The organism is Allobosea caraganae (assembly GCF_003351345.1).
Taxonomy (GTDB): Bacteria; Pseudomonadota; Alphaproteobacteria; order Rhizobiales; family Beijerinckiaceae; genus Allobosea; species Allobosea caraganae.
The window spans coordinates 297,718-311,188 of sequence record NZ_QQTO01000022.1 but is presented as its reverse complement, the minus strand read 5'-3'; the positions used below and the strand labels follow the sequence as shown (position 1 = coordinate 311,188).

12 protein-coding genes and 1 tRNA gene are annotated in these 13,471 nt (G+C 66.0%); 4 read left to right on the top strand and 9 right to left on the bottom strand.

The annotated features are described in order from the left end of the window. Nucleotides 1-85: 85 nt before the first annotated feature. From DWF00_RS17830 to DWF00_RS17805, 6 genes are all read right to left on the bottom strand, one after another. On the bottom strand, nucleotides 86-1,057 hold the full coding sequence (locus DWF00_RS17830; RefSeq protein WP_114829058.1) for a GDP-L-fucose synthase family protein: 972 nt from the start codon (nucleotides 1,055-1,057) through the stop codon (nucleotides 86-88). 1 nt (nucleotide 1,058) lies between these two features. Next, complete coding sequence (locus DWF00_RS17825; protein WP_114829057.1) at nucleotides 1,059-2,246, bottom strand: glycosyltransferase; 1,188 nt, start codon at nucleotides 2,244-2,246, stop codon at nucleotides 1,059-1,061. After that, nucleotides 2,247-4,673 (bottom strand): glycosyltransferase, encoded by a 2,427-nt coding sequence (locus DWF00_RS17820; RefSeq protein ID WP_114829056.1) that lies wholly within the window; start codon nucleotides 4,671-4,673, stop codon nucleotides 2,247-2,249. It lies immediately after the preceding gene. A 286-nt stretch (nucleotides 4,674-4,959) separates the two neighbouring features. Beyond that, nucleotides 4,960-5,922, bottom strand: a complete 963-nt coding sequence (locus tag DWF00_RS17815; RefSeq protein WP_114829055.1) for an NAD-dependent epimerase/dehydratase family protein — start codon at nucleotides 5,920-5,922, stop codon at nucleotides 4,960-4,962. 13 nt (nucleotides 5,923-5,935) lie between these two features. Further along, entirely contained in the window at nucleotides 5,936-6,925 is a 990-nt protein-coding gene (gmd, locus tag DWF00_RS17810; protein ID WP_114829054.1) for a GDP-mannose 4,6-dehydratase, read from the bottom strand. A 479-nt stretch (nucleotides 6,926-7,404) separates the two neighbouring features. After that, nucleotides 7,405-7,491 (bottom strand) — tRNA-Leu (locus tag DWF00_RS17805). Nucleotides 7,492-7,707: 216 nt separating this feature from the next. Here DWF00_RS17805 and DWF00_RS17800 point away from each other — a divergent pair. Further along, nucleotides 7,708-8,712, top strand: a complete 1,005-nt coding sequence (locus DWF00_RS17800) for a complex I NDUFA9 subunit family protein (protein WP_114829053.1) — start codon at nucleotides 7,708-7,710, stop codon at nucleotides 8,710-8,712. Nucleotides 8,713-8,715: 3 nt separating this feature from the next. On the opposite strand, the gene DWF00_RS17795 is transcribed toward DWF00_RS17800, so the two are convergent. Beyond that, nucleotides 8,716-9,705 (bottom strand): quinone oxidoreductase family protein, encoded by a 990-nt coding sequence (locus DWF00_RS17795; RefSeq protein ID WP_114829052.1) that lies wholly within the window; start codon nucleotides 9,703-9,705, stop codon nucleotides 8,716-8,718. Between the two features lie 100 nt (nucleotides 9,706-9,805). On the opposite strand from DWF00_RS17795, the gene DWF00_RS17790 reads away from it, so the two are divergent. After that, nucleotides 9,806-10,198, top strand: a complete 393-nt coding sequence (locus DWF00_RS17790; RefSeq protein WP_114829051.1) for a winged helix-turn-helix transcriptional regulator — start codon at nucleotides 9,806-9,808, stop codon at nucleotides 10,196-10,198. 100 nt (nucleotides 10,199-10,298) lie between these two features. Here DWF00_RS17790 and DWF00_RS17785 read toward each other — a convergent pair whose 3' ends face one another. Next, nucleotides 10,299-11,294, bottom strand: coding sequence for a 2-hydroxyacid dehydrogenase (locus tag DWF00_RS17785; RefSeq protein WP_114829050.1), 996 nt, complete (start codon nucleotides 11,292-11,294; stop codon nucleotides 10,299-10,301). 215 nt (nucleotides 11,295-11,509) lie between these two features. On the opposite strand from DWF00_RS17785, the gene DWF00_RS17780 reads away from it, so the two are divergent. Then, on the top strand, nucleotides 11,510-12,031 hold the full coding sequence (locus tag DWF00_RS17780) for an SH3 domain-containing protein (RefSeq protein ID WP_114829309.1): 522 nt from the start codon (nucleotides 11,510-11,512) through the stop codon (nucleotides 12,029-12,031). A 109-nt stretch (nucleotides 12,032-12,140) separates the two neighbouring features. Here DWF00_RS17780 and irrA read toward each other — a convergent pair whose 3' ends face one another. Next, complete coding sequence (gene irrA, locus DWF00_RS17775) at nucleotides 12,141-12,626, bottom strand: iron response transcriptional regulator IrrA (RefSeq protein ID WP_114829308.1); 486 nt, start codon at nucleotides 12,624-12,626, stop codon at nucleotides 12,141-12,143. Between the two features lie 331 nt (nucleotides 12,627-12,957). On the opposite strand from irrA, the gene fabA reads away from it, so the two are divergent. Then, nucleotides 12,958-13,464 (top strand): 3-hydroxyacyl-[acyl-carrier-protein] dehydratase FabA, encoded by a 507-nt coding sequence (gene fabA / locus DWF00_RS17770; protein ID WP_114829049.1) that lies wholly within the window; start codon nucleotides 12,958-12,960, stop codon nucleotides 13,462-13,464. Nucleotides 13,465-13,471 lie beyond the last annotated feature (7 nt).

Sequence of the window (13,471 nt, the reverse complement as noted above, 5' to 3'; positions counted from 1 at the left end):
TGAACCTTGATTGGGGCGCGACGCCCGGTCTGCCCTGCTGATCCGCCAGAGATACACAGCCGGCAGGGCTGGCGCCACAAGACATCTATGGCGCGAGGCGCGAGGCCGTAGCGTACTTGCTGAGGAAATCCTGATAGGAGGCCCGCAACCCGATATCGAGAGGCGTTTTGGCTCTCCAGCCGAGCTTGTGGAAACGCGTGACGTCCATCAGCTTTCGCGGCGTTCCGTCGGGCTTGCTCGGATCGAGCACCAATTCGCCGGCATAGCCGACCGTCTCCTTAACCCGCTCCGCCAACTCGCGGATCGTGATGTCGTGCCCGACGCCGACATTCAGCAGCGGCGCCTTGTCCGGGCTCGTCAGGGCGTCGAAGTCACCGTCCGGGAGGCCGAGGAGGAAGGCGATGGCATCCCCCACATCCGACGAGAACATGAACTCCCGGCGCGGCCTGCCGGACCCCCAAACCGTCACGGAGGGCGCGCCCTTGACCTTCGCCTCATGGAAACGGCGGATCAAGGCGGGCAGCACGTGCGAATGATCGGGGTGGTAGTTGTCTCCGGGCCCATAGAGGTTGGTCGGCATCAGCGCGAGGTAGCGCCTTTGATGCTGCCTGTTGAAGGACCAGCACGCCTCGACGCCGGCGATCTTCGCCAGCGCGTAAGGGCGGTTCGTTTCCTCGAGCGGCCCGGTAAGGAGGTAGTCCTCGCTTATCGGCTGGGCGCAGTCGCGCGGGTAGATGCACGAGGAGCCAAGAAAGATCATTCTGTCGACGCCCGATGCATGGGCTGCATCGAAGACGCTCAACTGGATCGCAAGGTTATTATGAAGGAATTCGACCGGAAAATTTGAATTTGCCAAGATGCCGCCGACTTTTGCGGCGCACATGACGACGTGGTCCGGGCGATAAGTCATAAAGAAATCACGCGTCGCAGTCCGGTCGGAAAGATCAAGATCGCTATGCGCGCGCGTTATAAGATCGTATTCTTTCAGGCCTGCAAGTGCGGCGACGGTAGCGGATCCGACGAGGCCGCTATGCCCGGCAACGAAGACTTTCTTCATTTTAGTCCTTCCGCGCGGCATGCTTGCGCAGCTCAGAGAGTTTTGCCGGTTTGGATATCAGATTGCGTGCACGTCGCCAGAAAAATAGGGCCGGACGAAGGACCGCATACCGGCCGGCGGCCCGCCGAAGCGCCCATGCCAGCGAGTTGCCCGGCGCCGAGGATGGTGCCGTCGACGTCTCTGCGCGCCCGTCTGCCTCCGGGGCGCTCAGCGCGGGGTGCTGATAGCGGTCCTGGTAGAGCGTCGCGCTCGGGGTGAGGATGAAGTCCACGAGCGCCTGCTCCGCCTGCTCCCACAAGGCTCGGCCGAACAGCGCTCCCTGTCTCGCCTGGCGTCCGAGCTCGGCGATGTTGGAGAAGTCGAGCGCAGCCGGATTCCCGCTGTCATAGAGCAGGCCGTTCACGCCCGGCAGGATGTACTCGTTCATCGTCCCGTGATTGGGCGCTACGACGCATTGTCCCCGCGCCATCGCCTCCAGGAAAGATTGGCCGATGCCTTCCTCGAGCCGCGGCGCGAAGTAGATGTTCGCCCGCGCGATGATCGCGTTGAGTTCCGCCTTGTCGTCGAACCAGGTCGATGTGGTGATGTTGTGCCGCGCCAGCTCCTCCGCAGAGGGAGGGGTGGCCGGCGGCGTCCCCGGATCTGTCGCCAGGTGAACGTGAAGGCTGTCGAACCTGGTTTTCGCGATGAGGCGGCGAATGACCCGCCACGGCAACTCCCGCTCCCTGCGGAGCCAGAAGAACCCATGCAGCCCCTGGCCGGGCGGCGGCGGATAATCGGCGGCAGGTTGATAGTAGCGCGCGAAATGGCTGGCGATGCCGAAGCCGGTCGTCATCGCATGCACTGCGTTTGAGAAATTCAGGACCTTGGAGCCCTGAAACGGCTCCCAGAACGCGGACAGGTTGAGAAGCGGTCCCTGCCACAGGCCGAACTGATCGAGCATGGGGATGTAGATGACGTTGGGATGCGCGCGTCGGAAGTTCATGCCCGGCGGCGGGCAATACGACTGGAACATGATCACCACGTCGTAGGAGCGAACGGCCTCCCATGCGACAGGCGCGCCGCCCTGCCAGGCCTCGTCCCAGAACTCGTCGACGACATGCCCGTGCCTGCGCAAAATCTCCGGCAGGAAGCCGGTGGATTTCGTGGTTCGGTGGAACGAATGATCGACGTAGGCGACGGTTGCCACTCAGTGCCTCGCGCGGATGGATGAATACAGGCGCCTGGCCGCGTTATGGGCCGCTGGATACTTGCGGAGGGTGTCGCTCAGCAGATCCTTTACGGTCATGTCATACCACTTGACGGGCGTCACATTCGCCTCCGGCGGCATGCGAAGTTCGAGCTTTTCAACTGACGCCCAGGCGATCGCCTGCAGGAGGTCCGGCTGGGATGCGTGGCGCGCAAAGAGGTCCTTCAGGAATTCCGTGAGATCGGCTGGAGGCTCCGGCAAATCGGGTTGTTTCCCAAGTACAAAGAAAGAGACGTGGAGGCCGGAAACATCCGCTGGGGTCAGTGTTGGAAACCGTTCGGCAGCGACGCGCATGCTTTCGATGCCATGGCCCCTGGCGTCGCCCGAGACTCCGCCCAGTGAGTAGTTGATGGTTATTTCCTTCGTATAGACAAATTCCACTCCCGCATCGAGGCAGGCCATGATCCATTTGAAGTCCGCCGCGATCTTGTACGATGTATCGTAGCAGCCGGACGCCTCGTAGGCTTCAGGAGTTGCGTAAATGCCGTTATGGCAATCATTGGCGCATTTGAAGTAGCAGCCGGGATGCACGAAGGCGGGATCCCATTGCATGTCGCCATGCTCCGTTTCCACCCTGGCGGCCGTCAGGAGAAGGGCGGCGCCTTTGGCCTGCCTCATGCGGTCGACGGCTATTTCCGCCGCGCGCGGCTCGAGCCAATCGTCGGAATTCAGCACGCAGATCAGCTGGCCCCGCGCGAGTGGAATGGCCTTGTTCACCGCGTCGTAGAGACCGCCATCAGGCTCTGAGGCGAAATAGTCGAGCTTGTCCGCATAGGTGCGGATCAGATCGAGCGTTCCGTCGGTCGAGGCGCCGTCCAGCACGACGTGCTCGACATAGGGATAGGTCTGCCGCTGCACGCTTTCGATCGTGCGGGCGAGGGTGGCCGTGTTGTTCCTCACGACGGTGACATAGGTGACGAGCGGCTGCTCCTCGCTGCCCGTCTTGAGGATGCCGCGTGTGCGCAGTCCACCCTCGGTCAGTTCCTCGCCCGGCTGCTTTTGCAGGCGGTCCTGCCAATGCGGCCAGCCTGCCTCCGGTCGGCGCGTCGATGGTAGCGGCGCCTCCCCGGAAAAGCGCGGCCCGTGGCTTCCGTCCAGGTATGCGACGAGGTTGGCTTCGAGGCTCCCATCCGCTCGCCTCGCGCGGCCGATCAGGCTGCCCGGAGCCAGCGGCCGCTTGGGGCGATTGGCCGGCCGCGCGGCATGGCGCATGTAGGCGTCGCAGAGCGTATCGGTCACGATCTCGGCGCAGCGTTCCCAGTTGAACAACCCGGCCCGCTCAAGCCCGGCCTCGGCGAGCTGACGCCGAAACGCCTCCGATGCTTCGATCTTGCGCAGGGCCGCGGCCGCTCCCGGGAGGTCGTCCGGGTCCAGCAAAAGGGCGGCCTCCCCCACGACTTCCGGAAGGGAGGAGTTGTCGGCGCAGATCACGGGCGTTCCGCAGGCCATCGCTTCCAGGGGAGGCAGGCCGAATCCCTCATAGCGCGACAGGTAGATGAAGCACAGCGCATCGCTGTAGAGCGCCGAAAGGTCGGGGTCCTCGACGAAGCCGGTCAGAACGACTCGGTGCCGCCAATCGTGAGCCGCTGCCAGGGCGCTTTCGAGCTGTTCCAGCTTCCACCCGGACATGCCGGAGAGCACGAGGTGCATCTGGCTCGTCGGGTTCTGCTCGAGATAGAGAACGAACGCCTTGACGACCTGGTCGAGGTTCTTGCGGATCTCCAGCGTCGCCAGGCTCAGGACGTAGGGTACGTCGGCGGGGATGCCGTACCTGCTGCGAACCGCGGCCTTCCGGGCCGCGTCGGCGCAAGGTTGGAACGCGGGGCCCGCAGCCAATGGGATCACGGTTATCTGCTGCGGGCTCAGGTCCGGTCGATGCGCCAGCAGGTCCGTCTTCGTGGTTTCCGAAATGACGAATATGACGGTGTGCGCGTCGAGGCTGTCGATGATGCGCCGGACTTCGGCCGCCGCCTCGGCGCTGAAGAAATCCGGGCGGTTGATCGCGATCAGGTCGTAGATGATATGAGCGTGCAGCAGTTTCTCATCCAGCAGCCAGTTCGACGGGGCGACGCCGAAGGGCGACAGGAGAATGTCGGCATCGTCGGAAGGCGAGGCGTCATCCGCGTCGTGGCGCGCTGCCGTGAGGCCCTTCTCGGCGACATAGGGCGCGGCCTTCGCTTCGTCGCCATCCCTGTAGAAGAGCCGCGCGTCCAGCCGCGGCGACGCCGCGAGGCGGGGAAACAATTCGTCGCACACCCGATAGACGCCCGTCTTCACGCCTTGCGCGAGAACGTACATGTCCAACGCCAGGCGCGGCGCGGGCGCATGGGAGGTCATCGGCACGGTATTTTCACGCGGATTTTCCATCGAAGCTGTTGGATCCGTCTTATGGACAGTCTCTTGGGCGTTCAACGTAGCTGCCCGCTGGGTTGTTCGACGTTACCGTATCGAGCGGGTCTGGCATGACGTCGGCAGCGTGACCCGGGCTTTCGCGTTTGAATGCGACGATCACGATCTCTGCCGGCGGGCCGAGGATCGACCACGGCAATGCGCGGCGGGAGCGTATGCCGATCCGCGAGCTCAGCCCGGCTCGCCGCGGTGATGACATGCTGCTGCCGCCGCACAGCGGGGACCATAACCGACTCTGCCGCGGTCAGGAACGGGCGACCTGCGCGCGCCACTCGTCCAGCACCTCCGAAATCGTGCTTTCGAAGCGGCGGAACGGCGACCATCCCAGCGTTTCGCGCGCCCGGTCGGCATTGCCGACGATGCGCGGGAGATCGCTGGGGCGCATCCGCGCGGGATCCCGGACGACGCCAATCTTGACGGTGCTGAGCGCCAGGAGGCTTTCGAGCACGTCGCCGATGCGCCTGGGCACGCCCGACGCGATGTTGAAGATCGTGCCGGGCGCGAGCGTAGCCGTCTGCCGGATCGCCAGGGCATAGGCGTCGGTGACGTCCCGCACGTCGAGGAAATCGCGCTCGGCATCGAGGTTCCCGACGTGAAGGAGCGGCGGGGCAAGCCCAGCCTCTATTCGCGCGATCTGCATGGCGAAGGCTGGAATGGCGAACGCGTCGGCCTGTCCCGGCCCGCAATGGTTGAACGGGCGAAACCGCGCGCAGTTGAGGCCGCGATGCGCCATGGCGCCGAGCGCCAGGTCGGCGGCCGCCTTGCTCGCCGCATAATCGTCGACCGGCGCCAGCAAGGTCTCTTCGTCGAGCGCCTGCCCCGATTTGGCGCTGTCGCCGTAGACCATCCCGGTGCCGACATGCAGCAGCCAGCATCCGGGCGCATGCGCCCGGATGGCCTCGGCGAGGTTGAGCGCGCTTCCGAGATGCGCGTCCCAGGCGAGGCGAGGGTTTGCATTCGCGGCCGATGGCGCGGCGATGCCGGCGAGATGGACCACATGCGTCGGGTCATGGCGTGCGATCGCCTGTGCGACCGAGGCTTTGTCCAGCACGTCGAGCGCATCGACGGCGCCATAGGCGGGGTGGTGTCCCGCCGTCTTCGACGTGGCGATGATCTGGATATCCGGGCCGCAGGCGCGTGCCAGCGCTTGCGGCAGATGCGAGCCGACGAACCCACTCGCACCGGTTATCAGGATCCGCATCGTCATCTATGGCGCGATGTCAGAGATGCGTGTGTTGCTTCAGCCGCGCGAGGTCGGCCTCGACCATTTCGGCGACGAGCTGCTCGAGCGTGGTCTCGGCCACCCAGCCCAGCGCCTTTTGCGCCTTGGCCGGATTGCCGAGCAGGACCTCGACCTCGGCCGGGCGCATGTAGCGCGGGTCGATCACGACATGGTCTTCCATCTTCAGCCCGACATGGCCGAAGGCCAACGTGCAGAAATCGCGCACCGAGACGGTGCGCCCGGTGGCGACGACGTAATCGTCGGGCTTGTCCTGCTGCAGCATCAGCCACATCGCCTTGACGTAGTCGCGGGCATGGCCCCAGTCGCGCTTGGCGTCCATGTTGCCCAGCGCGATCTCCTTTTGCAGGCCGAGCTTGATGCGGGCGACGCCATCGGTGATCTTGCGCGTCACGAACTCGATGCCGCGCAGCGGCGATTCGTGATTGAACAGGATGCCACTAGAGGCGTGCAGGCCGAAGCTCTCGCGGTAGTTCACCGTCATCCAGTGCGCGTAGAGCTTGGCCACGGCATAGGGCGAGCGCGGGTAGAACGGGGTCTTCTCCGACTGGACCGGCTCCTGGATGAGCCCGTACATCTCCGAGGACGACGCCTGGTAGAACCGCGCCTCGGGAGCGGCGATGCGGGTCGCCTCCAGCACGTTGCCGGCGCCCAGGCCCGTGACGGTCCCGGTCAGCAGCGGCTGCTGCCAGGACGACTTGACGAAGGACTGCGCCGCCAGATTGTAGATTTCGGCGGGGCGCACCTCGGTGAGCGTCCGGATCAGGCCGGAAAGGTCGGTCAGGTTGCCATCGTGCAGGATCACCTTGTCGGCGATGCCGAGCCAGGTCAGGCGGCTGTTGACCACGTCGGCCGAGGCGCTGCGGCGCAGCAGTCCATGCACCTCGTAGCCCTTCGCGAGCAGAAGTTGGGAGAGATAGGCGCCGTCTTGGCCGGTGACGCCGGTGATGAGCGCTCGTTTGGTTGTCATGCTGCGAATAAGCTCCGCTTTGTCTTGTCCCTAAAGAGGGCGATCGAAAGGTTGCCACTGCCCATGCTCGGCCGTCAAAGTCAATGAGCGGGCTTGAGGCGCGTAGAGGCTGCCCATAGGTCATCTTGCGCCGCTGGTGGGCCGCCAGGCTCGGCATCGTCAAATACATGATCCAGCGAAGAAATCCACGATTGCCGACAAGCGCTGGGACGTTGCCTCGGCCATTGTTCTCCGGGTCTGGCTTTCGCAGGCGAGTCAGCTGGTCGCTGGCACCAGAGGTGTCCGGCTCGCGCCAGAGCACAGCGAATGAGCGGAACGAGGCGCTCGGTTCGGCGCCATCGCTTGCCTGCGAGGGAATGCGGCAGTGCCACCCGGACGGGCCGCTTCCAAACCGGTTCGAAACGAAAAATCCCGCACCTGATGGGTCAGGTGCGGGATTCCGCCTGAAAATGCAGCGCTTTCAATGCGCTAAAAAACGGTGGTGCCCAGGAGAGGACTCGAACCTCCACGCCCTTGCAGGCGCCAGCACCTGAAGCTGGTGCGTCTACCAATTCCGCCACCTGGGCAACGGCGGTCCATGTACGGGGGCCGGAGGGGGCTGTCAACGGCGTTGTCAGAGGAACGTCATCGATTTGTGGATGGCCGCCATTCCAGCATGGCCGCGCTGCGGCCTGCGACAAGCGGGAATGCGATTCCGCGGCCAAATCAGAGCGGTTCCGCTTCCATTTAGAACGATCGCATTCTAGGACAGCGGCACGACCCAAGGCGGAGCTTTGAGCATCATGGCCACCCAATCCCCGTCCTCGCAGCTGATCACGGTCTTCGGCGGTTCCGGCTTCCTTGGCCGCCATGTCGTGCGCGCCCTGGTCAAGCGCGGCTATCGCGTTCGCGTCGCGGTGCGCCGGCCCGATCTCGCCGGCTTCCTCCAGCCGCTCGGCGTCGTCGGCCAGATCCATGGCGTCCAGGCCAACCTGCGCTATCCCGATTCGGTCATGGCCGCGGTCAAGGGCGCCGACGCGGTGGTCAACCTCGCCGGCATCCTGCAGGAGAGCGGCCGCCAGAGCTTCGCCAGCGTGCAGGCCAACGGCGCCCGCGCCGTCGCCCAGGCTTGCGCCGCCCATGGCGTCACAAAGCTCGTGCAGATCTCGGCGATCGGCGCCGACCGCGAATCGGCCTCGGCCTATGGCCGCAGCAAGGCCGAGGGCGAGACGGCGGCGCTCGACCTCGTGCCCTGCGCGGTCGTCCTGCGCCCCTCGATCATGTTCGGCCCCGAGGACACCTTCTTCAACCGCTTCGCTTCGCTCGCCCGCATGCTGCCGGTGCTGCCGCTGGTCGGGGCCGAGACCAGGTTCCAGCCCGCCTTCGTCGGCGATGTCGCCGAAGTGGTGGCGCGCGCGGTGGAAGGCAGCATTCAGGGCGGCCGCATCTATGAACTCGGCGGCCCCGAGGTGAAGACGCTGCATGAGCTCGTCAGCTATGTCTGCGAGATCACCGACCGCAGCCGCGTCCTCGCCAAGCTGCCTTTCCCGCTGGCGCGGCTCCAGGCCCGCGTGCTGGAGATCGTCAACGCGCTGACGCTCGGCCTGCTGCCGGCGGAGCTGCGCCTGACCCGCGACCAGGTCGCGATGCTCGAGAGCGACAACGTCGTCTCCGCCGCGGCCAAGGCGGAGGGCCGCGGCTTCGAGGGCATCGGCATTTCGCCTGTGTCGATCGAGGCGGTCGTGCCGTCCTATCTCTGGCGCTTCCGCAAGACCGGCCAGTTCGACACCGCCCGCGCCGGCGGTTGAGCGTTAAGGCACCAGCACGAGCTTGCCGGTCGAGCGCCGGCTTTCCAGCGCGTGATGCGCGGCGGCGGCCTGCTCCAGCGGGAAGCTGCTGCCGGGCAGGACGGTGAGTTCACCGCGCTCGGCCAGAGAGAATAGCGCGGCGAGATCGGCTTTGACGTTTGCCTGGCTCAGCAGCGGCAGCAGCGAGAAGCCTGCGAGCGACTGGTTGCCGGCGACCAGGGATGCCAGCTCCGGTACGCCGAACCCGAAATCCTCAAGGTTCAAAGCGCCGAAGAGAACGATGCGGCCGAGTGGCGCGAGCAACCCGAAGCTCGTCGTGGTGATGGCTCCGCCGATTGATTCGTAGATGACCTCGACGCCCGCGCCGCCCGCCGCTGCCTGGACCTCCGCCGTCCAATCGGGGCGCGAATAGTCGATGCCAGCATCGGCGCCCAGTTCCCGCGCCGCGGCGAGTTTCTCCGGCGAACTTGCCGCCGCGATCACGCGCCTGGCCCCGGCGCGCCGAGCCAATTGCACGAGCAGGCTGCCGACGCCGCCGGCGGCGGCGTTGACCAGCACTGTCTTGCCCGCAGGCGGCGCCTGCCGGGTGAGGTGGAGCGCGGTCAGGCCCTGCACCATCAGCGCCGTCGCCGTGGCGAAGGAGACGGAGGCGGGCAGGGGAACGGTCCAGCCCGCATCGGCCGCGACATGCTCGGCATAGCCGCCGGAAAAGATGCCGGCCGCGAACAGGGGTGCCGCGACGCGCGCGCCGATCCCGACGCCACTCGCGCCAGTGCCAAGCGCCTCGACCGTGCCGGCGACCTCGACGCCGGGGATCATCGGCAAGCTCGGCGTCGATCCGTAGCGATCCTGCCGCTGCAGCGTCTCGAAGAAATTGACGCCGACCGCTCCGACCCGGATCAGCACCTCGCCGGGGCCGGGAGCAGGCTTGGGAATGTCGATGGGCTCGAGCACCTCGGGACCACCGAAGCGGCTGATCTGGATGGCTTTCATGGGACCTCGCGGCAGGGGAGTGATCGTGCCGCGTGTTCTGGGCTATGATCCCGATCGCTCTCTACACACCGATTTGTTCCATACTGACCAGAAGGTAACCATGGCCGATCCGATGAAGCGCCTGCCGATGCAGCCGGTCGAGCGCGCGCTCAAGGTGATCTCCGGGCGCTGGAAGGCGATCATCCTCTACCAGCTCTTCGACGGGCCGAAGCGCCTCTCGGAGCTGAAGACCCTGCTGCCGCGCATCAGCCAGAAGGTGCTGATCCAGCAATTGCGCGAGATGGAGGAGCACGGGCTCGTCCATCGCGAGATCTTCAGGCAGGTGCCGCCGCGCGTCGACTATTCCACGACGGCTTTGGGCTTGAGTCTGGAGCCGGTCATCCGCTCGCTCTGCGACTGGGGCCGCAAGCACGCGGCCGATCTCGACGAACTCGACACGCTGTCGGAATGTCGGCTGCCGCCGGTGGACGTTCGGGCGGCTGAGATGGCGTGAGCCGAATGCTCGCGCGAATGCCGCCGTTGTACTCTCAGCCCTCATCCTTCGAGACGCCGCTGCGCGGCTCCTCAGGATGAGGGCTGAGGTTCTCCTTCGTTTACAACATGCTGGGCAGGACGCGGTCCGGCGGCTTGTGCCCGTCCATGAAGGTCTTGATGTTGACGATGACCTTCTCGCCCATGTCGGCGCGGCCCTCATGCGTGGCCGAGCCCATATGCGGGAGAACCACGACCTTGTGGCTGCGGGCGAGCTTGAGCAGGCGCGGGTTCACCGCCGGCTCGTGCTCGAACACGTCGAGCCCGGCGCCGGCGAGCTCGCCGGCCTCCAGCATGCGCGACAGCGCCGTCTCGTCGACGATCTCGCCGCGGGCCGTGTTCACCAGGATGGCGTCGGGCTTCATCAGCTTGAGCCGGCGCGCCGAGAGCAGGTGGTAGGTCGCCGGCGTGTGCGGGCAGTTGATCGAGACGATGTCCATGCGCGCCAGCATCTGGTCGAGCGAATCCCAATAGGTGGCGTTGAGCGCCTCCTCGGTGCGGGCCTCGACGCGGCGGCGGTTATGGTAGTGGATCGACAGGCCGAAGGCGGCGGCGCGGCGCGCCACGGCCTGGCCGATGCGGCCCATGCCGACGATGCCGAGGCGCTTGCCGGTGATGCGGCGTCCCAGCATCCAGGTCGGCGACCAGCCGCTCCACTCGTCGTCGGTGATGACGCGGGCGCCCTCCGAGATGCGGCGGGCCACGGCGAGGATCAGCGCGATCGTCATGTCGGCCGTGTCGTTGGTCAGCACGCCCGGCGTGTTGGTCACGGTGATGCCGCGCTGCACCGCGCTGGCGACGTCGATATTGTCGACGCCATTGCCGAAATTGGCGATGAGCCGGAGCTGGTCGCCGGCCTGGGCGATGATGCCGGCGTCGATCTTGTCCGTCACCGTCGGCACCAGCACGTCGGCGGTCTTCACCGCCTCGACCAGCGCGGCCTGGCTCATCGGCGTGTCGTCGATGTTGAGCTGGGCGTCGAACAGCTCGCGCATGCGCGTTTCGACCACGGCCGGCAGCTTGCGCGTGACCACGACCAGCGGCTTCTTCTTCGACATGGGCGGCTCCTCTCCCGCAGCTTCTGCGACAATGCCGCCATTTCGCCTCAACCCCTCATTAACCGAGGCGCTTCAGGAATGGATGGCGGCGTGATCGCGCGCTGGCTTGTTGTCTAAGTGGCGACGCGGCGGATGACAACATGACCCTTCGCCAACTGCTTCAAGCCTTGGCGCGGCGGACGGAAACAAGGATCGAGCGAATGGGTGGCCTTGCGATGCGTGGTGTTCTGCTTGCGACGGCGATCCTGGCGGCCTCCAGTTCCTATTCCGCCGCCTCGGCCCAGGACATGACGACGGGCACGGTGACCGGCCTGCCGATCCCGCGCTATGTCAGCCTGAAGTCCGACCGCGTGAACCTGCGCGAGGGTCCCTCCAAGGAGCACCGCACGCGCTGGGTCTTCCAGCGCGCCGGCCTGCCGGTCGAGATCACCGCCGAGTTCGAGACCTGGCGCCGCGTGCGCGACGCCGATGGCTCGGAGGGCTGGGTGCTGCACAGCCTGCTCTCGGGCCGGCGCACCGCGCTGGTCGCGCCCTGGTCCAAGGTCAAGGACGAGAATTTTCCGCTCTATCAGAGCGCCAATGAGAGCGCCTCGGTGGTCGCCCGGCTGCAGCCCGGCGTCATCGCCAGCGTCGCCTCCTGCGCCAACGCCTGGTGCCGCATCACCATCGCCAAGATGGACGGCTACATCAAGCAAGAGCGGCTTTGGGGGGTCTATCCGAACGAGAAGGTGGAATAGAGATGCCCGCCACATCGTCATTGCGAGCGTAGCGAAGCAATCCAGGGGGACTGGGCGCGCGAGACCCCCTGGATTGCTTCGCTGCGCTCGCAATGACGGCTGGGGTGGCTCAGGCGCCGATCTTGCGCAGGCGCACGACGACGTCGACGCGGGCGATCTCGTAGCCCTCGGGCGGCTTCGGCAACTCGGCGACATCCACGGCGGAGGCGGGGATGTCGATCACCGTGTTCTCGCCATCGACGATGAAATGGTGGTGCTCGCTGTTATCGGTGTCGAAATAGGTCTTGGCGCCGTCGATCGCGAGCTCGCGCAGCAGGCCGGCTTCGGTGAACTGGTGCAGCGTGTTGTAGACGGTCGCGAGCGAGACCGGCACGCGGGCTTTCATCGCCTCTTCATAGAGCATCTCGGCGCTGACGTGGCGGTCGCCCTTGGCGAAGAGCAGCCAGCCGAGCGAGACGCGCTGGCGCGTCGGGCGCAGGCCGACGCGGCGCAGCCGCTGGCGCACGTCATGGAACGGGCAACCCTGGCGTCCGCTCGATCCGTAGCCCTGTTCGGGGGAGATCAGGTCGGTCATGCTCAGGATCAGCCTTTCCATCGAGGGCTCGACGCCGCATCGGCGGCGCGTCGTCATAGGTGAGATGTAAGGCTTTGGCCCGGCGCTCGCAAGCATCGGCGGGCTCCTACCTTGTAACGTCTCCAGCCTGCGGGATCGCGGCTTAAGGGCTTCTGAACCTCGCGCGCAATTCTCCGCCCTGCATCCGCGGGAGAAGGGGCGGGCGCCGCCCACAGGATTTCCCCGGCTTCGCCGAATGGCGCGGCTGCGCTCTTTCGTTTCGGCGCAGCGCCGTGTTACGCACGGTCCCGGATATGACCGCCTTGGCTGCCGCGTGAGAGCAGCGCGAGCGGCCGATATGGAGCGAGGCGGTATGGAGCGGCAGTCGTCATTCAGCTACGAGGAGATCCTCGCATGCGGTCGCGGGGAGCTTTTCGGGCCGGGCAATGCGCAATTGCCGCTGCCGCCGATGCTGATGTTCGATCGGATCAGCGAGATCGCCGAGGCCGGCGGCCCGCACGGCAAGGGCTTCGTCCGCGCCGAGCTCGACGTCCGGCCCGACCTCTGGTTCTTCGATTGCCATTTCAAGGGCGATCCGGTGATGCCGGGCTGCCTGGGCCTGGACGCGCTCTGGCAGCTCACCGGCTTCTTCCTCGGCTGGCTCGGCCTGCCCGGCCGTGGCCGGGCGCTCGGCGTCGGCGAGGTCAAGTTCGCCGACCAGGTGCTGCCATCAGTCAAGCACGTGGTCTACGGCGTCGAGTTCAAGCGCGTCTTCAAGTCCAAGCTCGTGCTCGGCATCGCCGATGGCTGGCTCGAGGCCGACGGCAAGCGGATTTATACCGTATCGGACATGCGCGTCGGCCTCTTCGTGCCGCAATAGGCTTGTT